This window comes from Streptomyces sp. NPDC004732 (assembly GCF_040609235.1).
Classification (GTDB): domain Bacteria; phylum Actinomycetota; class Actinomycetes; order Streptomycetales; family Streptomycetaceae; genus Streptomyces.
Genome location: NZ_JBEXJR010000005.1, coordinates 693,829 through 712,596 on the forward strand (window position 1 = coordinate 693,829; position 18,768 = coordinate 712,596).

Below are 18,768 nucleotides of genomic sequence, written 5' to 3' on the forward strand. Positions count from 1 at the left end.
GCTCGAGGGTTCTGGCGTCGCGCCCTGTCCCAGCCTAATCACCAAAACCACGAGCACGGCAGGGCAGTCCACCCCACCAATGCTGTCCGTTGCGTCACGCCCCACCCGGGAGCGTTCCACGTACATCAAACCGTGACGGACAAATCACCCAACGGCCGACACCACACCCCGAATTACTCAATGCCCAGGGCCGTCAGTCCATCCGTCGAGCGGTACCCAACAATCCGGTCTCGGCATCGGTGGCCTGCGTCATCACGTACTGCCGGTCCCGATCGGCGCACCACAGGGTCACCCCGTCCGCCAGCGTCGGCAGCGAATCCACATCCCCGCCCGGCAGCCCGAGCAGCCGCCCGATCTGCGCCGCTTCGTCCGGCGACACCCGCTGCACGCCCACCAGCCGCGCCTGCCGTACGAGCCGCGGCGCGACGGGACTCAGATAGGGCAGCACCGTCAGCACGGACTGCCAGGGCGCGGAGGCGACCCGCCCCCGAGGAGGCCGCATCCCGCAGTCCCGCACGACGAGCACCGGACTCCCCGCGGAGGCCCCCTGCGGCGGCACCCGCCCCACGTCGTGCACGGCCATCCCGCTCTGCCCGACCCCGAGCGCCTGCACCAACTGCGCCCACGCCCCGGCCCGCCCGGTCTCCACCGCAACGCGCGCCCCGGTCGCGGCGGCCCGTAAGGCGATGACCTGCGCTGTCCACAGCCCGCCGATGAAGACCATGTCGTACGGAGTGGGCCGGTTGACGCCGAGCACGGCAGGACTGCCGTCGGCGTCGACGCCTATGACGACGCCGTCGTCCCCGATGGGGAGGTCGAGCTCGGGCAGTGACTCCAGGGGAAGCGCATGCCGGGGGTGCCGCGGCCCGATCAGCCCGAACCCCGAACGGATCCGCTGCCGGGCGCGAACCGCCATCGAAGGATCAGGTTCCCCGGATCGCGCGGGCGCCCCGGGCGCGGGTGCAGGCGCAGGCCCGGTCCCAGCCCCCGGCACAGGTCCAAGTGCGGTCATCAGCGCGTGCCCCCGAGCGGCAGAGTGGCAAGAGTTCCGGGCAGCTGTTCACGGTCGAGCCGCACGAGGCCGATCCTCGCCTGTCGCGCAACGTGCTCCAACGCACGTCGTGCGGAGACGAGTTCGGCGTCACCGCGCCCCGTCACGCGCATGTGCCCGCACAGCGACACCTCCCGGCGGTCGTCGCGCCGCAGCGTCAGGCTGAACGTGGTCGCCAGCGCCGGTACCGCGGTGAGCGAGGCCACGAGCTGCGGGAGGGGCTGACCCGCGGAACCACCGAGCTGCGGCCAGCGCCGCACCCAGTACGTCGTGTGCCTGCGGTTGTCGCAGCGCCACGACCGCGCCGTTTCCTCGGTCCGGCGCTCAGGCGCGTCGACACGCCCCGCCTGGGCCGTGACCAGGGGATTGGCGCCCGCGGATGTGGCGATGGCGGACGTCAGCTCCTCCTCGTTGAGCACCGTGACCCGGAAACCCGCCCCCGTCAGCCGACTTGCCAGCTGATCGACGGCTCGCACCACACACTTCTGGGCGCCGAGCAGCCCTCCTCCGCGTGCCGTCACGGCCTCCGGGCAGAGCTCCGGGTCGAGCTTGAGGGCGATCCAGGTGATCCGTACCGCAGGGGTCCCGGTCTGCGCCTGCAAGGGCGCGTAGTTGCCGACGGCGACCGAATCCTGCGGCAGGTGCAGCGCGGGTGCGGGCTGAGTGTGCAGCACGACCTGCGCGGACTCCAGCTGGATGCCGTCGACTTCGAGCGCGTCCGCCACGAGCCGCAAGGGCAGAGGGCGTTGGCGCCGGTCGGCTCGCAACGAGGTCGCCTCCGACTCCACTTGGAGCACGACGGTCACGAAGGTGCCGTCCCCGACGATGCCCACGGAGCGGCGGTCCTTGTCGCCGTAGGCGTAGGTCCGCAACGCGGGATCACACTCGACGGCCGGTGCGAGCCCCGGTTCGGTGCCGGGACGCACCGCGGTGCTCGCGGCTCGCCTCTGCCGTGTGCGCAACGCCCTTGCCGTGCCCAGCCAGTCGGGCAGGGAGCGCCCCCGTCGGCGTACGAGCGCCAGAAGAAGCAGTGCCGTGGACACCAGGAGGGCCGGGAGCGCGAGGAGTTGGTCGACGGCCCAGGCGGCGAGGAGCAGGGCGGCGGCGACCTCGACGAGAATGAGCTGTTGCAGCCGGAACGAACCGTACTGCTGTGCCCGCAAGCGGAGTTGAACGGATGCGGGGCCACGACCGGCGGACGCGCCCGGCCCCTCCGGTCCGGCCGGGGAGCCGTGGGGTCCGGAAGGCTGGGTGCGCACACGTGCCCGCGGTCTGTTCCGCGTACCCGCAGCCATCACTCCATACCCCCCGAATCCGGCGAATCCCCTTGATGAGCAGGGGGCTTGAGCGTCTCGGTGCCCTACCCCCTGCGCACGCCCGACTACTCACCCTGCATAGTAGGGGCCGGGTCTTGCAATGGAGGAATGGGGTTCGCTGATTCGCGCCCCGACTTGCGGTGGGGGAGAAGCAGGCGCTCATGGCATCACGGCGGGACGAGCTCAACGCGTACACCTTCGCGAAGAAGCGGACGTTGGCGGCATTTCTCCAGCCCTCCCCGACGGGGTCCGAAGAGGGCGCGCCGCGTCCACTGCGCGCCTTCCTGCCGAGCGTGATCATGGGCGTCCTGGTCCTGGCCGTGTTCGGCGCGTGGGGGATGTTCCAGCCCAAGGCGCCGCCGGGATGGGACGCGCCGGGCACCCGCGTCATCGTGGGCAAGGATTCGACGACGCGGTACGTCGTGCTCAAGACCGGCAAGAAGTCGCGCCTGCACCCCGTCCTGAACCTGGCCTCTGCGCGCCTGCTGATGAACGGCGCCGACTACAAGGTCATTCAGGTCAGCGACGGCATCCTCGACGCGGGCGAGCCGCCGCGGGGCCCCATCATCGGCATTCCCTACGCTCCCGACCGCCTCCCTTCGTCCGACGAGGCGGGCAGGCCCAAGCGCTGGGCCGTGTGCGAGCAGCCGGGTTCCGGCGGCCGCACGGCACAGGAGGCGACGTTCGTCCTCGCCGACCGGGAGGCCGACAAGATGGACGGCTCGCGGCGACTCGACACGGGCGAAGTCCTGTACGTGAAGACGCGCACGGGAGCACGCCACCTCGTGGACGCGGCAGGGGTGTCCTACGAGGTCGAGGGCGATGAGGGAGACCTCCTGGCGGACGCGCTCGTCGGCCCGACGAGGAAGCCGCAACTGGTGACCAAGGAGTGGCTTGCCACGCTGCACCGAGGCAGCCCGATCCGTTTCCCGCAGCTGCCTGCGAGCGTGGGGGACCCGGCCGACGCCTCGGATCAGCTGTCGGCCGAGGAGAACCGGGTCGGCATGGTCCTGAAGGCGGAGACCGGCGAGGGCGTCAAGCACTTCGTGGTGTTGCCCGGCAAGGTCCAGCCGATCACCGAATTCACCGCCTGGCTCCTGACCAACTCACGGCAGACGGGGGAACTGAACATGGACGGCGAGGCCCGCACCGTGGGCCTCCAGGACTTCGAGTCCGCCGACGGCACCTTCGACGGAGAGGCCGCGAAGTGGCCCCGGCACCGCACCGTTCAGGTCAACAGCGGGACGAGCGGCACCGGTCGGGACACGGTGTGCAGCGTGCTGCGGAACGTGGATGACGAAGGCGGTACGACGCTGAGCACGTGGGCGGGCACGAAGTACCCCGCCGACATCGGCGCAGGTGGCACGAGCACACACGTAACCCCCGGAACCGGCCTGCTCTACACCCAGGTCCGTGGCACGCAGACAGAGACCGGGTCCCTCTTCCTCGTGACGGACACGGGTCTGCGGTACGCCGTGCAGGCCAACGGCGACAGCGACAGCGAGAAGTCCGACATCGGATCGGACGGCAAGCAGAAGACGACCGACGGCAGCCCCGAACCGAGTGAGGCCCAGGTCAAGCTCGGCTACAAGAACGTCCGGCCCGCCAAGGTCCCCCTGCCCTGGTCCGACTTCCTCGCCAAGGGCCCCCGCCTCGACACCAACAGCGCCCGACAGCCCCAGGGCTCCTGACCCTGCTTGCCCCTGATGCCACCGACGGAGAGGACAGAGGTAGCGGTGCCGCCGACGAAGAGAGCCCTGCTGGCCGGGGCTGCCGCGGTCGCAGCCATGAGCACGGCCACGCCCGTGGCGGCTGCCGACGACGCCGGTACCCGCCCGCACGCACACGTGCGACTGGCCGGGAACGGCGCGTGCCAGACCCCCGCCGAGCAGATCAAGGGCCGCCCCTGGCCGCTCCAGCGGGTGCTGCTCGATGAGCTGTGGCAGGACGGGAAGAAGGGCAGGGGCATCCGGGTAGCGGTGATCGACACCGGGGTGGACGACAAGAACCCGCAGCTCGCAGGCGCAGTCAATGCCCGTGCGGGGCGCGACTACCTGACGAAGGGCAAGGGCGCGGACCCCACCAAGGACGAGGTCGGTCACGGCACGAAGGTCGCGGGCATCATCGCGGCCCGGCCGCACAAAGGGACGGGCTTCGTAGGCATCGCACCGGCCTCGACCATCATTCCGATCCGGCAGAACGACGCCGACAACAGCGGTGACTCCGACTCGATGGCGAAGGCCATCGACCACGCGGTCGCCGAGGGTGCCGACGTCATCAACATCTCCCAGGACACGACGAAACCCCTGTCGCGCACATCGGCCCTGGCCAAGGCGGTACGTGATGCCCTCGACGCCAAGGTCGTGGTGGTCGCCTCCGCCGGAAACGACGGTCTTGACGGCAAGGTGAAGGACACCTACCCGGCAGCCTTCGACGGCGTCCTCGCGGTCGCGTCCTCCGACCGCAACAACGAACGAGCGGCCTTCTCCCAGCCCGGGGACTTCGTCGACGTCGCGGCTCCCGGCGTGGACATCGTGTCCACCGTCCCCGGAGGGGGCCAGTGCACGGACAACGGCACGAGCTTCTCGGCGCCCTTCGTCGCGGGCGTGGCCGCTCTCCTCAAGTCCCGGCACCCGGACTGGAGTCCGGCCCAGATCGCCACCCGGATCGAGCAGACAGCGGAGCGTTCCATCAACGGCCATGACAACTACGTCGGCTGGGGCGTGATCGACCCCGTACGAGCCGTCACCACCTCCGACAGCACCTCACCTGCGACGTCGCCGACCCCGGACCCCGGGGTGTCGAAGGCCCCGCCACCGGACACGGCGGCCTTCTCGCTCGCCGAGACCTCTCAGGAGCGGGCCGAGCGGTACGCGACGTACGCAGTCGGCATCACCGTGGTCGTGGTGGCGGTGATCGCGGGCGCGGCGGCAGCCCTGCGCGAGGCCCGCAGGAGAAGGGACCTGAACAGAAGAGGTGTCTGAAATCCGCGGATTCACTCCAGCGGCGTGCGGCAGGTGTCGTGGCTGATTCTCGGCGCCGATATCGCATTCGGGGTCACAACTGACCCTTAACGCATGCTAGTTGAGTAACCCAAATGACTAGAGTGACCTACAGCATCACGAGTTGATGCTGCACGGGGGCGGCGCAGCGTCGCGAATCGCGTGTCGGTACATGCGAGACCTGGCGCGACCCTTGCCCGCCGGAGCCGGGAGGCTCGGCACAGATCCGAACAGAACAGCGGGTACCGCCGCTGTCCGCACACGAGGAGGGCAAGCGCGATGAGCGTTGATTACAGCAATGACGATCTCACCAAGCTGGCGGAAAGGATCCGCAACTTTCACATGGACGTGAGCAAGCGCGTCACGTCACTGAACACGGTTGTGGACATGATTCAGGCCGGTTGGAAGGGCGCGGCCGGCAAGGAATTCGACACCCTTCAGCGAGGTGTGAACCAGCACCTGAAGAAGCTCCAGGACAACCTCGTCGACCTCGAAGACGTGATGCGCATGAGCGTCAAGGGCTTCGACAGCCACGAGCAGGAGCGGATCGCACAGATCCGCAAGGTGGACAACTCGTACGAGGTGCCGAGCAAGATCGTCGACCACGCCTGAGACGCTGCGACCGAAAGTCAGGGAGTACCGAGATGTCTGACAACTTCGACCGCACAGCGGTCAATTACGACACCGTCACTACGGCGGCCACCGATGTGCGCAACACCGCCAGGCACATGGATGAGGGGCTGGAGACCCTCATGCGTGAGGTAGCGCGCGTGGCTGAGACTTGGGACGGCGAGGCCAAGACCGCGTACAGCGACATTCAGCGGCAGAGCGAGGCGGAGATGAACGCGATGGTGCTGAAGTTGCAGCGCATCGCCCGTCTGCTGGACGAGTCCGTCGTCGGATACAGCGACACGGACAAGGGCAACGCCGCGCGCTTCCGCATGCTGAGCTGAGGCGTGCCCGGCCAGTGACGCACTTGTGGGTCGGGGCGTGCGAACTGCCCCGACCCACACACTCACACCTCTCCCAGCAGGCGTACCGAACTCACCCGACAGAGTCGGTCCCGTCCGCCGGCAGACCACCGTTCCGTGGCGTCGGCTCCAGGTCGAACTCCCCGTCCCGGGCCCCGAGCACGAAGGCCTGCCACTCGGCCGCGGTGTACCGCAGCACGGTCTCGGGATCCAACGACGACCGCATCGCCACGGCTCCTTCGGGCAGATAAGCGATCTCGACGCGCTCCTCGGCCGTCTCTGTGCCGGGCGCGCTGTGCCACTCGACGCCGGAGATATCAAGCGCGTAGAGCTCGTCCTTCTCCCGCTCCTTACGCGCCCTGACGTCCTCGTCCTGTCCCTCGCCCATGACGAACCGGCCCCTTCCCGACGTACGAAACCACTGGTGGCTCAGCCTACTTGGCGAGGTGGGGGCCGGGAGTGGAGTCACTTGGGGTCGTTGGGCAGGCTAACGCTCATTTGGTGTACTCCCTCAGGACTTGTCCGAGTGCCGGGACCGTTTGGTGCATCCGCCGCAGCGAGAGCAGCGCAGTCATGTGCCCTGTGGGGGGTGCGCCGACGCCAGAGGTCGAGGGGACGGGTACTTGACAGTATTCGAGCACCCCAGGCGCGGGGTGAGTCTTTTCGCCGAGGAGATCAGCATCCTGGCATGAGCGCGTTGGCTCATCCGAAAGGCATCCCAAGCCGTGAAGCGCAGGAGGGTTCCTTGGACTGCGGCCTCGGGGCGTGCGCCGTCGGAAGCCCCCATTTGGCACGCAACCCACAAGGTCCCGGCATTGGCAGGCGAGTCCCCTGCCACATACCGGACGGCTTCACTGAGAGTCAGAGGCCTGCCCGGGACCCCGTCTGATTTTGCCCAGGTCACTGTGGCACCAAGACGCAAAAGGCCGCTCTTTCTGTCTCGAAGTGCGCACATATAGTGAGGGGGAACGGACTCTGCGGGGTACAACTTGCGCAGCAATCGGGCCACGGCGGAAGCTTCGAGAGAAGGAGCAGTAATGGTTTGCGGCCACAGCGGAGATTCACGGGCTTCAGCAATGATCTGCCCGTCGACTATGCCGGCACATGCCTGACTGATCTCGTTGCGGGCCGTCGGTGATGACGACTTCTCCGTTTGGCTGGCCGTTTCATTATTCGTGCAGGCGGTCGCCAACACGACGGCGATGCACGTAAATATGATCACCTTCACAGTGGCGGGAGATCGAAAGGCAGAATGATGCATGGTGTTCCCGACCTCCTCGGATGTGCTTCCTTTTCACGGCTTCTAGTGAACTTTGCATCCGGTCAGCAAGTCGGCGGACTATGATTCAATCTTCGGCGGCCCGCTTGGAGGCACGAAAGACTCTTGGCAGCCGGTCTGCATCTGTGCTTCGTACAGCATTTTCACGGCCACATCAGCCAAGTCTCTCCGGTGCTGGTCATCGTTTCCTTTCGCGGCACCTGTAGCAGTTGCTACCACAGACAGATACGGGCGCTTCATTTTCTGAGTATGACTGGATCCCTCGGAATATGGTTTACACGCACTGTAGATCGCTGCGGCATTGTCCCAGACGAGCGCCTCGGTGCCCGATTTGAATCGAGAAGCATCCGAGATGCTACCGACCTGTTCGTGACTCGCCAGTGACGAAAGCCATTCTTGCCGAGTTCCGTCGCGCATGTCGGCAGTCATAACAATCGTGGCAGTCTCGGTGGAATTTCTGCAATTTAGTTTCAGGGATTTATTAGTGGCCTTTCGAGACCAATCTGCCTTAAATGAGGAATCAGGGGAAATGAGCCGTTCGAGGGGGGCCAGATCTCCGGAGAAGATGTCCTCGAGGCATGTCTCTGAAGCCTTTAGGCTCCGAGGTGGATCGTCCGTGGTGTCACGGATAAGAAATGCGGAGACAATTCCGACTCCGCCCGCGAGGGCTAGAACGAGAAGGAGTGTGCGCCGCCTGCTCAACCATTCCATGTTATGCTCTTTCGGTCTTTTGGCATAATTAGGCCTTCCCCCTCTGTTCCCTGTACTCCTTCATGACATCATGGGCGTAACCGCTACCTGTGAAATGGCCGTCGCGAATGGATCGCTCGACTTGAGCTTCCTTCAGATCTGAGGGGTGTGCCTTATCTGAAATTTCCGCAGCATCCTGGGTTGCTTGCAGTGTTGAATTTTTGTGATCCTCCCATTTTTCTCCGGCTTGGTAAAGTGCGCTGTCAGAGCTGTCGCGAGGTTCACCGAAGAGCTTATCGATCATTTGGCCGCTGATGTCATCCAAAGCCACAGCAGCCAGGGCGCCGCCAACGGGCGATGTTGCAGCGCCCACTCCAGCCCCGATGCCTATCGTTGCGAAGCTTTTGGTCCACGTCTTCCACTCGTCTTTGTTGGCGTTAAATGCTGCGTCACCTTCGGCTGATTTTTGGATGTCAGAGTCTGCGCGAGCCAAGCCGACGATTCCCTGTACCTCCGAGTTCCTGGATGAGATCTCCTCCAAGGTCTCGAGGGGTGGCAGGCCGGAGTCGCCGGGATTCGCGTAGTGATAGTTGATGAGGTTGCTGGAGTACAAGGTTTGTCCAGCATTGATAGCCTTGTATCCGTCCGGAGTCTGCCCGAGCTCATACATGTAGCGAGTAATGTCGTTCTCGGAGAATTTTGCCTGGGCACCGCTTATCGGATAGAGCTGCCCAAGCGTGTCGCCGCCGGCGGATCCTCCGGAAAGAGCATGATGGACGTCCGGCATGTACTCGGCCGTCATCTGCCCGAGACTCCGTTCCATGCCTTCATGAAGCTTGAAGTCATCGTCAGGGTCAGCAACCCCATGAACGATCTTCGTCATGATTTGTGCTTGCTCCTTGGTGTGCGGGGGCATATCCGCGCTGGGTCCTGTGTCGTATGCGTGTCCGGTCGTTGCCGACTCAAATGCGTGCGACAGGGACCGGTATCCCGCTGATCCGTCCGTGCCGCTATCGGTGGTGCCGTCCGAGGGCCACTCTCGCTCGTTGGCGAGGTAGTCAAAATTCTCATTCGATGACAAGAATTCTGTGGACGCTTTAGGGTTATGCCCGAGAGCCTCCATGAACCCGGTCATTGGGTCCTGGCCGCGGTCATCTTTTTCGCCGAAGTTCAGGTCCGCTGTCGAGTTCCTGGTCCAGTGATCAGATGGTGAGAACGGCTCCTCATTGAACCTCTTGTCGTCCTCTCTGAGAGCATTCCCGTACTTCTGGAGGAAATCAGTGTCGTAAGACCCCTCGCGCATCAGATTACTCATTACCTGAAAACCAAATGGATCACCAGCGTGATCGCTTCCGATCCTTCTCCCGCCAAGGTCGATCATCTGCTTCTCCCACCTCTGCATACCAACCGAGTCCGATTGTGTTGCGGAGGCGAGTGTTCTAGACAAGTTGTCCTGAAGGGACTTCAGCTGGTCCAGCCGAGCCGCACTGTGCTCGTAGGGGATTCGGGTGTTCCCCTCCTTCTTAGGGTCGGCCATCTCCGCCCAGAACTGCAAAGTCCCCTTGGCGCCAAGTCCGGTAGTGAACCGTTCATTGAAAAAGGGGTCACCTTCATATTTAGACAGAAGCTTATTCATGCGCTCGATCTGGCTGGTCTTCAAATCGTCACCAAGACGGGCGAGCTCAACCATCTCCTTGGCGTCTTGTTGTGCCGTCTTGCGCTCCTCTTTCGCCTCCTTGATGGTAGATGCCATTTCGGTATTGAAACCGCGCTGCCTGCCGTTGGCATCAAAAGTGAGCGCCCAGTGCAAGGCGTCGTCCGCGGCCTCAGCGCTTTCGAGGGCGGCTTCGATACGGTCATTGCAGCTATGAACCGTCTCAATATACGCCTTGTTGATTGACGGCGCACTCACGGAGGCGGGAGGGGCACAGTAGACGGTTCCCTGAGAATTTATATGCAGATTCTCGTCGTCTCGTACGTAATCCTGGACCAGCTTCAGATCCTTCTTGGCATTCCTGAATGCGTCCAGCGCGCTGTTCAGCAGATCGTAGACGTCTCTGGCCTCGTCGGATGCTGCCTTCATTTGTGCATCGACTACAGGAAACTTTTCGAGCGCGGCATGTGCAGCTTCACCCTTCCATTCCGACTCGCGCAATCCCTGAGTCACTGTTCTATCGAATGATCCGGCAATCGTGTTGAGCTGCTCGGGGAGGTTTCGCCACTTGTCGACGGCATCAGAGAGTGTGGAGAAGTCCGCTTTGATCAATTGATGAAAAGTGAGCGCCATGTTAGCTCCCATTTCCCTCTTGATGTAGTTTCTTCGTTTCCCTCAAGCGCTTTTGTTCCTCTGCTCTGAAAGATACGGCGGAGGTTCGCAGATTATTGATAACGCCGTTTTCCAGGAGGCCATCCATGTGTCTCATCTGGCGTCGCCACCGCTTCTGGAAGGTGGCTATGGCTGCATCGGACTTGAAGCCTTTGAGCTCCACTTTCTCGGTTGCACCCATCACCTTGTTGTCCGAGTCCCTGAAATTCCCGCGTACGATTTCTGCCTTCCTGGCCCGCTCTTCTAGGACGCTGGAGGAGACATTTAGCTGGTCCTTCGATCCGCCCCGATCGTCGTACCCGCCAGTCCCGTTGAGTTCCAGGGGGGACTTCTCAGATGCTTGCGCCAGAACTTTTTTCCACTCGTCTTCAAAGGCCATTGCTACTTCTCCGGTGGGGGAGCTTGAACGGATACTTTCATCGCTGAACTGGTCGCTTTCGGGTTGTTGCCGATAATGACGTCAGCCTTGGCCATGTTCCTGAAGGACCTCGGAGGTCGCCTTGGCCCCACGTCGCTGCGTCCTCCACGATGAGCTGCACACCACCACAGGTCCCCGGGGTAAGTCTTTCTGCGGGCGTTAGTCGACCATCACGGCCTGCGGTCGGAGTGAGCCTGGTTGTCGTACACAGGGCTGGCGAGCGGAAACTGATGGTGGGTACGACGGCGTCGGGAACGTGTCACTGCGACGGCAGTGCCTGTTCCAAGGGCCACGACTGCCCCGACGCCGGAGAGGATCCAGGTCATGTTGCCATCGTCCTCCGTGGCCGGGACTTTGGCGGCTGTCTCGTCGGCTTGGTCGGCTCCTTCGGAGGAGCTGGTGCCCTCAGGTGCTTTCGGAGAGGGTGACTTGGCTGCCGCTGCGAGGTCCGGGAGCGGGTACTCGTCGGCAGGCCCCGGATCGCCCGGGTTCTTGAGCGCGATGCGAGGGCGTACCGCGCCATAGCCGACCGAGTCGTCCCGGCTCCAGCCGTCGTCATTGCCCTGCATCGTGTTGATCATGACCCGTAGGACCTGGTTGTTCGTCCAGTTGGGGTGCTTGGACCAGATGAGGGCGGCGGAGGCGGAGGCGAGGGCCGTGCTGGCGCTGGTCCCGCTACCGCTGCACACCTTGGTGCCGCCGGTGCACGCGTTCCAGATGTCATCCCCGGGCGCCACCATGTCGACCTGAGGGCCCCACTGTGATTCCTTGGTCCTCTTGATCTTGCGGTCGATCGCGCCGACTCCGACCACGCCAGGAGTCGCCGCCGGGTACATCAGTGGGTTGCCCTTGGCAGCGTCATTGCCGACACCAGCAAAGATCAGCTTCCCTTTGCTGAGTGCGTACTTGACCGCAGCCGTCAGTTCAGGAGTGTCAACGTTCTTGAAGCCACGATGGTTGGCAGCCGCCATGGAAACGTTCAGGATCTGAGCCTGTGAATCTGCGGCGTAGCGAATGGCCTTCGCCATGTCACGGGAGTAACCCGACAGCTGTGTCCCCTGGCGGGAGCGCTCGGTCCCGTAGGACATCCTGATGGGCAAGATCTTGGTGTCCGGAGCCAGGCCGAACGAACCCGCTGTGCCGCCTCGAGCGCCTGTTCCCGCGATGAGGGCCGCTGTACCGGTGCCGTGGTTGGCGTCGTCCGTGTGCTCATCGCCCGCAAGACTGGAGAAGTCCTTCCCGTCCAACACCTGACCACGCAGGTCGGCGATCGTTCCATCGACTCCGGAATCGATGACTGCGACGGTGATCCCACGACCGGTGCTGGTCTTCCACATTTCATCGGCACGCATGGCGTCAAGGTGCCACTGGCGGGCGCGAACACTGTCGGCGTGCGCGGGAGCCGCCACGACGCTCGTCATGAGGAATCCCAGTGCCGCTGCCAGAGCGACCCTGGAGAGTGCGATGCTCTTCCGGCTGATGGGCATCTGTGTTCCTTGTCAGGTCAGTCGACGACTGGCGGGACGATACGACGCTGGTCGGGTTGCCAGGTCTCTTCCTCTTCGGAGAGGTAGTTCGGCCTGTCACGCCGATCCTCGTCGCGGGAGGAACTCTTTTGTGTGTTGGAGGGCACCGGAGCTGGGCGTCCCGCCGCGGCCGAGCGCGACGGCTCACCTGAGGTGGATCCGCGTACGAGCCCCGTGCCCCCCGGAGTGAAGGGACGCCCGCCCACTCGGCCAGGCTGAGGAAGCTGCCTGCCGACCGTGCCGCCCGCCTCTCCCGTGAGGCGTCGGCCTCCGATCGGGGCCGTACGGGCGGGGCCCGTCCCACCGGCTCCGGGTCCGGCCCCCGTACCCATGCCCATGGAGGGACGACCCTGCATGTGGTCACCGCCGAACACGTTGCTGCGAGGGATACCCGGCGTCGGGCGCCCTGAGTTGGGCAGGACCGGACGGCCGCCGATGACGCCGGGATCCCGGGGGAGGCGGTTGCCCAGGCCGTTGGTGGGGCCTGTCAGGCCTGGAACGGCCGGTGGCCGCACTCCTGGAGTGGGACGGTTCGGCAGTGGCGCGCTGGGCCCCGGGTTGCTCAGGCTCGGATTGAACGGAGGCGGCGCGGTGCCCAGGGCGGGAGGCGTTGTGCCTTCAGGGCGGACGGTGGGAGGGCCAAGGGCCGGCGGGCCATCCGGAACGTGCGGGGCCTGGGGAAGTGTCACGCGGTCGATCCCCATGGAGGCGGGCTCAGGGGAGTGCGGACGAGCAGGAGGCGGCGCGGATACGGGATTGTTCTCCGGAATGCCGCCAGGGACCGGATGATGGCCGACTGGAGCGGGACCGCCGCCGGAAGCGGGGCTGCCTCCGCCAGGGCCTCCCCCTGCGACGGATGGCCCGGAAGTCGCGGCACCGCCGGAATGATCACTTCCCGAACCCGGTACTGCTTCATAGTTCTGGGGCCGCACCCACTCATGGGGATTCTCCGCATGGCTCGCCGGCGGCGCAAACGTAGGCGGCGTCACCCCATTAACCTGCTGCGCAGACTGCTGATACGTCTGCGCCAGCTTCCGCATCCGCTGCACCGCCTCCGCCTGCGCCGCCTCGATCCGCCCCTGCGCCGCCGTCGCGTCCGCCTTGGAGTCGCGGGTGACCTTGCCGGCGTCGGGATCGTTGCGGGCCTTCTGGGCGGCGTCCATGTTCTTGTTGGCGGTGCGCAGGTCGGCCTTCGCCTGGGTCGTGTCCGAGGCAGGCGGCATCGATGCCTTCGCCTCGGCGATCGCCTGGGCGACCACGCCCATCCAGCGCGACGCGACCTCGCTGTACTCCCCGAGGTACAGCGTGGCGCTGGCCGACTGCGTGCCCCACGCGCGGAAGGCGTCGCCGCCCTCGCCCTGCCAGTGCAGGCCCTTCGTGTACGTCATGAGGTCGTCGCCGATCTTGGTGATCGTCGACGCGGCCTTGGACAACTTCCCCGCGAGCTGGGAGGCACCCTCCGAACTCGCGGACTCCAGCAGTGCGAGCAGCTGCTCGTGCGTCATGGACTCGAAGTCCGTGTGAGCGAGCTTCGGCGTACCGCCCTTGGATCCCTCAGCCATGTCCTTGTGCCCCCGTTCCCCGTCCCCGTCCCCGTCCCCGTCCTCTTCCCCGTCTCCGCACCCGTGCCCGTCTCTGTTCGGTCGTCACAGAGCCGTGTCCTTGTCCGTCGCCTTCGGGCCGGGGCCATCGGAACCGGAACGGGAGCCAGGTCCCTGTGTGTACGGATCCCGGTCCGGGTCGTAGTACTTCTCCGCCTCCGCGTTGATCGCCTTCATCCGCGCGCGGATGTCGTCCTCGAGGTTGTCGTAGCCCACCCGCGACGCATGGACGGCAAGTCCCAGGCCCTCGATCTGGGCCCCCAACGCCTTCGAGAGCTTCTCCAGCTCGTCGTGCACGGTCGCGTACGAGTCGTAGAGGTACTGCGCCTCTTTGAAGTCCCCCGAACCCAGCTGCGCTCGTGACAGCCGGTCGGCGCCGACCCTGCCCGGCGCCGCCTCCGACCCCTCGAGCTCAATGAGCAAGTTGTCTACGCGCTTTTTGAAGCCCTTCATGGCACTTGCCTGGACGTCCAGTGCCATTTGGGGGTTTACGCCGTAAAGGTTGTCGAACGACTTGTCCGTGTTCGGCGCTCCGCCGTTGCCCCCGCCCGAACTCGCCACGCCTGCCTCCCCGTTCAGTCATGTATCCAGCACGCACTCTAGTAGTGGTCCGGTAGCCGCCCCACTTGAATCAGGGCAGTGCCGCGCTTTCGTGACACGAAAGTTCCGCGCCCCTGCGGCATGGGGCGTGCGCGGACATTTCCGAGGATGTCGCCTTCGCTCGGATCGCCCGACAACAGCACGCCTTGGGCGCCCAGTTCCTTCACGCGCTGCATGAAGGCCTCGTACATCGAGCGCGAGGCGCCGGCGGAGCTCCGGGCGATGATGAACTTGACGCCCACGTCCCGGGCGAAGGGCAGGTGATCGACCAACACGCTCAGCGGATTGGTCGAGTTGGTCGCCACCAGTTCGTAGTCGTCGATGATCACGAACAGTTCCGGACCGTTCCACCAGCTTCGATCACGCAGCTGCTGCGGAGTGATGTCGGGCTTGGGCGACCGCTTCTCCATGAACGTGGCAATGGCGTTCATGTGGACGTCCATTGCCGATGCCATCGGGGCGTATTCCAGCAGGTGGTCCGGCGACACCGCCTCCAGCATGGTGCGCCTGTAGTCACCGACCACGATGCGCGCCTGCGCGGGTGTGTACCTCTCCGCGATTTGTTTAGCGATCAAACGAAGCAGATTCGTCTTGCCCGATTCGCTTTCGCCGAAGACCAGGAAGAATGGATCTGTCTCGAAATCGACGAAGACCGGTTCCAGGTTCGTCTCGTCGATACCGATCGCGACGCCGTGCTGCGGGAACTCGAAACCCTTCGGGAGCTGATCGGCCGGGAGCTTGCGCGGCAGCAGCCGCACCGTCGGGGCCGCGGGCCCGTGCCAGTTGCCCTTCACCGTTTCGACCAACCGGGCCGTCGCATCGGACAGGTTCGCCGGATCGGGTGACGAGTCGACGCGCGGCATCGCCGTCATGAAGTGCAGCTTCTGCGGGACCTGGCCGCGGCCCGGCACCCCGGCGGGCACGTTCATGGCGACCTTGCGGTCGAACTCCGAGTCCATGACATCACCGAGGCGCAGCTCCAGGCGGCCGAGCATCTGGTCCTTGAGCGCTGCCCGTACTTCCATGTAGCGCGAAGCGGAGACGACGACGTGCACGCCGTAACCGAGGCCACGACCGGCGATGTCGTTGACGACGCCCTCGAGCATGTCGTAGTCGTTCTTGAAGCTTCCCCACCCGTCGATGACGAGGAAGACGTCACCCCAGGCCTCGCCGGGAAGCTGCCCCGCGGCGCGCTGCCGCCGATACGTGGTGATCGAGTCGATGCCGTTGGCGCGGAAGAAGTCCTCGCGACGGTTCAGGACACCGGCGACCTCTGCCACCGCACGCCGTACCCGCTCCGGATCGAGTCGGGAAGCCACCCCTCCCACGTGCGGGAGATCCGCAACCGAGGCCAGCCCGCCACCGCCGAAGTCCAGGCAGTAGAACTGCACTTCGTGGGCGGTGTGGGTCAGCGCGAACGACGTGACCAGCGTGCGCAGCAGCGTCGACTTTCCCGATTGGGGGCCACCGACCACCACCATGTTTCCGGCCGCGCCCGAGAAGTCGCTGTAGAGCACTTCACGCTTCTGCTCGAAGGGCTTGTCGACCAGGCCCAGAGGGACGGTCAGGCCTCCGGAGCGTGTGTAGCCGTCGGCGTGCAGGCCCCGCTCCGGGGACACCACGAGCTGCGGGAGGATCTGGTCCAGCGTGGGAGCCTCGTCCAGCGGCGGCAGCCACACCTGGTGCGCGGGCACGCCCTGTCCTTCGAGGCGGCGCACCACGACATCGAGCACGGTATCGGCCAGCGCGTCGTCCTCCCTGCGCGAGGGCGTGCCGAGCTGTCCGGCGTCCGGGGTCGTGTACGTCGCTGCCACCGGAGCCGCCGTGAAGAGTGCGGGCCTGCGCTCGATGGGCAGTTGGGTCGATGCCGGGTCCGCGCCACCCGCGCGGTACACCCCGGAGACGTACGCCGCCTTGAAGCGGGTCATCTCATCCGTGCCGAACTTCAGGTAGCCGGAACCCGGCACGGACGGCAGGTGGTACGCGTCCGGAACGCCCAGCGCCGTACGCGACTCGGAGGCGGAGAAGGTGCGGAGTCCGACGCGGTACGACAGGTACGTGTCGAGCCCGCGCAGCTTGCCCTCTTCGAGGCGCTGTGAAGCGAGCAGCAGGTGCACACCCAGGGACCGGCCGATGCGGCCGATCTGGATGAACATGTCGATGAAGTCCGGCTTGGCCGTGAGCAGTTCACTGAACTCGTCGATCACCAGGACGAGTGAGGCCAAGGGGGCCAGCGGTGCACCCGCGGCGCGCGCCTTCTCGTAGTCGTGCATGTTCGCGTAGTTGCCCGCCGAGCGCAGCAGCTCCTGACGGCGCTGCAGTTCGCCACGGATCGCGTCGCCCATGCGGTCCACGAGCGTGAGGTCGTCGGAGAGGTTCGTGATGACCGCCGCGACGTGCGGCATGTCCGACATACCGGCGAACGTCGCGCCGCCCTTGAAGTCGGCGAGGACGAAGTTCAGGGTCTCGGAGGAGTGGGTCACGGCCAGGCCGAGGACCAGTGTGCGCAACAGCTCGGACTTGCCCGAACCCGTGGCGCCCACGCACAGTCCGTGCGGGCCCATGCCCTCCTGGGCCGCCTCCTTGAGGTCCAGCATGACCGGCTGGCCGTCCTCGCCCACCCCGATGGGGACGCGGAGCCGCTCCGCCGTCGAACGGGGCCGCCACGTGCGGCTGACGTCCACCGAACCCGCGTCCCCCAGATTCAGCAGATCGGTGAAGTCAAGGTTGGCGAGGAGCGGCTCGTCGTCATCGCCCCCGCCCATGCGCAGCGGCGCCAGCTGGCGTGCCAGCGCCTCCGCGGCAGGCAGCGACAGCGTGTCCGGCAAGCCTTCGTAGGCCACGCCGCCGGTCGACTCCAGGAGGAGCTTGCCGGGGCGGGCCACGACAGAGAGGCCTCCGCGCGGCTCGTCCAGTTCCCCTGTGACCACCTCGATGATCGTCACGCCCTGCAGGCCTTCCGGCGCGGCGAAGGCGGACGTCGGCGGCACCATGCCGCCGTCGAGCACCACCACGAGGTGCGGCTGGTCGAGCACGGGCTGTCCGTCACGGCTGAAGCGCGGTCGGCCGTCGAGGCGGTCGGTGAGGAGCTGTTCCAGATCGCCGAGGTCGTCGCCGAAGAGCCGCCTCGCGCCGGCGCCGTCGACCTGGCCCGGCAACTGGCAGTGGGGCAGCCACTTCGTCCAGTCCCACCGCCCGACGGCACCGGGGGCCGCGACCACCGCGATCACCAGGTCCTCGGGCCCGTGCAGCGTGGCCAGTTGGGCGACCAGCGAGCGTGCCGTGCCCTGCGCGGACTCGGGCTCTCCGGAGACCGTCAAGTGGTAGAAGGCGCGCATGGAGACCGCGACCGGCAGTCCGTCCAGCGAGCTGTGCACGGCGAGGAACTGCTGCATGGCCCCCGCGGCCAGCGGCTCCAACTCGTCGACCGGCGCCGTCTCCGGCGCCACCAGGGGAGTGGACAGCTGCTGCGGGCCCAGGCCCACCCGCGCCTGGCCGAAGTCCCGGTCACCGATGCGGCGTTCCCACACCCGGCTGCCCTCGGCGACCACCGACCACAACTGCTCCGGGGCGGGGTGCAGATAGAGCTGGGCGTCGCGCTGCTTCAGGGCGGTGCGACGCACCGTACGACGGGTCTGTGCAAGGTACTTGAGGTAGTCGCGGCGCACGTCCGCCATTTGCCCCTGCGTACCGCGCCGGTATCTGACGATCTGGGCCACGACCATCGAGACCGTCGACACCAGCATCACGACGCCCATGATCCGCATGAAGGGATGGGCGTTGGGCGACGCGAAGAAGAAGACCACCGACGAGCCCATGCCGAGCGTCGGCAGGACCTGCATCAGCACGCCCTCCTGCTGTCCGCGAGGGAGCTCGGGCGGAGGCGCCAATTGCAGCTCATCACTGGGCACTTCGGGCGGCAGGGAGCGCGGCGGGCGCTTGATGACGATCTGACTCACCGGAGCATCAATCCCCCCTATGCGGACGG

At 65.7% G+C, this 18,768-nt stretch carries 14 protein-coding genes; 5 read left to right on the top strand and 9 right to left on the bottom strand.

Annotated features, from left to right (window positions below):
• Window positions 1-193: 193 nt before the first annotated feature.
• Both ABZV77_RS18525 and eccE read right to left on the bottom strand, forming a co-directional pair.
• Window positions 194-916: a hypothetical protein gene (locus tag ABZV77_RS18525; RefSeq protein WP_356257508.1), complete on the bottom strand. Its 723-nt coding sequence runs from the start codon at window positions 914-916 to the stop codon at window positions 194-196.
• 95 nt (window positions 917-1,011) lie between these two features.
• Window positions 1,012-2,346 carry a type VII secretion protein EccE gene (gene eccE / locus ABZV77_RS18530; protein WP_356257511.1) on the bottom strand — a complete coding sequence of 445 codons (1,335 nt, stop codon included), beginning with the start codon at window positions 2,344-2,346 and terminating at the stop codon, window positions 1,012-1,014.
• A 182-nt stretch (window positions 2,347-2,528) separates the two neighbouring features.
• Here eccE and eccB point away from each other — a divergent pair, with 182 nt between their 5' ends.
• From eccB to ABZV77_RS18550, 4 genes are all read left to right on the top strand, one after another.
• Window positions 2,529-4,058, top strand: coding sequence for a type VII secretion protein EccB (gene eccB / locus ABZV77_RS18535; RefSeq protein WP_356257514.1), 1,530 nt, complete (start codon window positions 2,529-2,531; stop codon window positions 4,056-4,058).
• 96 nt (window positions 4,059-4,154) lie between these two features.
• Window positions 4,155-5,351: a type VII secretion-associated serine protease mycosin gene (gene mycP / locus ABZV77_RS18540; RefSeq protein ID WP_356257517.1), complete on the top strand. Its 1,197-nt coding sequence runs from the start codon at window positions 4,155-4,157 to the stop codon at window positions 5,349-5,351.
• 297 nt (window positions 5,352-5,648) lie between these two features.
• Entirely contained in the window at window positions 5,649-5,981 is a 333-nt protein-coding gene (locus tag ABZV77_RS18545; RefSeq protein WP_356257520.1) for a WXG100 family type VII secretion target, read from the top strand.
• Window positions 5,982-6,013: 32 nt separating this feature from the next.
• Window positions 6,014-6,322, top strand: coding sequence for a WXG100 family type VII secretion target (locus tag ABZV77_RS18550; protein ID WP_356257523.1), 309 nt, complete (start codon window positions 6,014-6,016; stop codon window positions 6,320-6,322).
• 91 nt (window positions 6,323-6,413) lie between these two features.
• Here the strand turns inward: ABZV77_RS18550 and ABZV77_RS18555 are convergent, their stop codons facing one another.
• The 5 genes from ABZV77_RS18555 to mycP (ABZV77_RS18575) form a co-directional block, all read right to left on the bottom strand.
• Window positions 6,414-6,728: a DUF397 domain-containing protein gene (locus ABZV77_RS18555; protein WP_356257526.1), complete on the bottom strand. Its 315-nt coding sequence runs from the start codon at window positions 6,726-6,728 to the stop codon at window positions 6,414-6,416.
• Window positions 6,729-7,679: 951 nt separating this feature from the next.
• Complete coding sequence (locus ABZV77_RS18560; protein ID WP_356257529.1) at window positions 7,680-8,048, bottom strand: hypothetical protein; 369 nt, start codon at window positions 8,046-8,048, stop codon at window positions 7,680-7,682.
• Between the two features lie 310 nt (window positions 8,049-8,358).
• Window positions 8,359-10,596: a DUF6571 family protein gene (locus ABZV77_RS18565; protein ID WP_356257532.1), complete on the bottom strand. Its 2,238-nt coding sequence runs from the start codon at window positions 10,594-10,596 to the stop codon at window positions 8,359-8,361.
• Window position 10,597: 1 nt separating this feature from the next.
• Window positions 10,598-11,014, bottom strand: coding sequence for a hypothetical protein (locus ABZV77_RS18570; protein WP_356257534.1), 417 nt, complete (start codon window positions 11,012-11,014; stop codon window positions 10,598-10,600).
• A gap of 209 nt (window positions 11,015-11,223) precedes the next feature.
• Complete coding sequence (gene mycP, locus ABZV77_RS18575) at window positions 11,224-12,540, bottom strand: type VII secretion-associated serine protease mycosin (RefSeq protein ID WP_356257537.1); 1,317 nt, start codon at window positions 12,538-12,540, stop codon at window positions 11,224-11,226.
• A gap of 1,152 nt (window positions 12,541-13,692) precedes the next feature.
• Between mycP (ABZV77_RS18575) and ABZV77_RS18580 the strand changes: the two genes are divergently transcribed.
• Window positions 13,693-14,103 (top strand): hypothetical protein, encoded by a 411-nt coding sequence (locus tag ABZV77_RS18580; RefSeq protein WP_356257540.1) that lies wholly within the window; start codon window positions 13,693-13,695, stop codon window positions 14,101-14,103.
• Between the two features lie 122 nt (window positions 14,104-14,225).
• On the opposite strand, the gene ABZV77_RS18585 is transcribed toward ABZV77_RS18580, so the two are convergent.
• Together ABZV77_RS18585 and eccCa are read right to left on the bottom strand one after the other, a co-directional pair.
• Entirely contained in the window at window positions 14,226-14,603 is a 378-nt protein-coding gene (locus ABZV77_RS18585; RefSeq protein WP_356257543.1) for a hypothetical protein, read from the bottom strand.
• 176 nt (window positions 14,604-14,779) lie between these two features.
• A complete protein-coding gene (gene eccCa / locus ABZV77_RS18590) occupies window positions 14,780-18,739 on the bottom strand; it encodes a type VII secretion protein EccCa (RefSeq protein ID WP_356257546.1) in 3,960 nt (1,319 codons plus the stop codon).
• Between the last annotated feature and the right edge of the window lie 29 nt (window positions 18,740-18,768).

Excerpts from the sequence above, each read along its gene's own strand:
- ABZV77_RS18565 (WP_356257532.1), bottom strand. The coding sequence starts at position 10,596 with ATGGCGCTCACTTTTCATCAATTGATCAAAGCGGACTTCTCCACACTC.
- ABZV77_RS18560 (WP_356257529.1), bottom strand. The coding sequence starts at position 8,048 with ATGACTGCCGACATGCGCGACGGAACTCGGCAAGAATGGCTTTCGTCA.
- ABZV77_RS18570 (WP_356257534.1), bottom strand. The coding sequence starts at position 11,014 with ATGGCCTTTGAAGACGAGTGGAAAAAAGTTCTGGCGCAAGCATCTGAG.
- ABZV77_RS18525 (WP_356257508.1), bottom strand. The coding sequence starts at position 916 with ATGGCGGTTCGCGCCCGGCAGCGGATCCGTTCGGGGTTCGGGCTGATC.
- ABZV77_RS18550 (WP_356257523.1), top strand. The coding sequence starts at position 6,014 with ATGTCTGACAACTTCGACCGCACAGCGGTCAATTACGACACCGTCACT.
- ABZV77_RS18545 (WP_356257520.1), top strand. The coding sequence starts at position 5,649 with ATGAGCGTTGATTACAGCAATGACGATCTCACCAAGCTGGCGGAAAGG.
- eccE (WP_356257511.1), bottom strand. The coding sequence starts at position 2,346 with ATGGCTGCGGGTACGCGGAACAGACCGCGGGCACGTGTGCGCACCCAG.
- mycP (WP_356257517.1), top strand. The coding sequence starts at position 4,155 with ATGAGCACGGCCACGCCCGTGGCGGCTGCCGACGACGCCGGTACCCGC.
- eccB (WP_356257514.1), top strand. The coding sequence starts at position 2,529 with ATGGCATCACGGCGGGACGAGCTCAACGCGTACACCTTCGCGAAGAAG.
- mycP (WP_356257537.1), bottom strand. The coding sequence starts at position 12,540 with ATGCCCATCAGCCGGAAGAGCATCGCACTCTCCAGGGTCGCTCTGGCA.
- ABZV77_RS18555 (WP_356257526.1), bottom strand. The coding sequence starts at position 6,728 with ATGGGCGAGGGACAGGACGAGGACGTCAGGGCGCGTAAGGAGCGGGAG.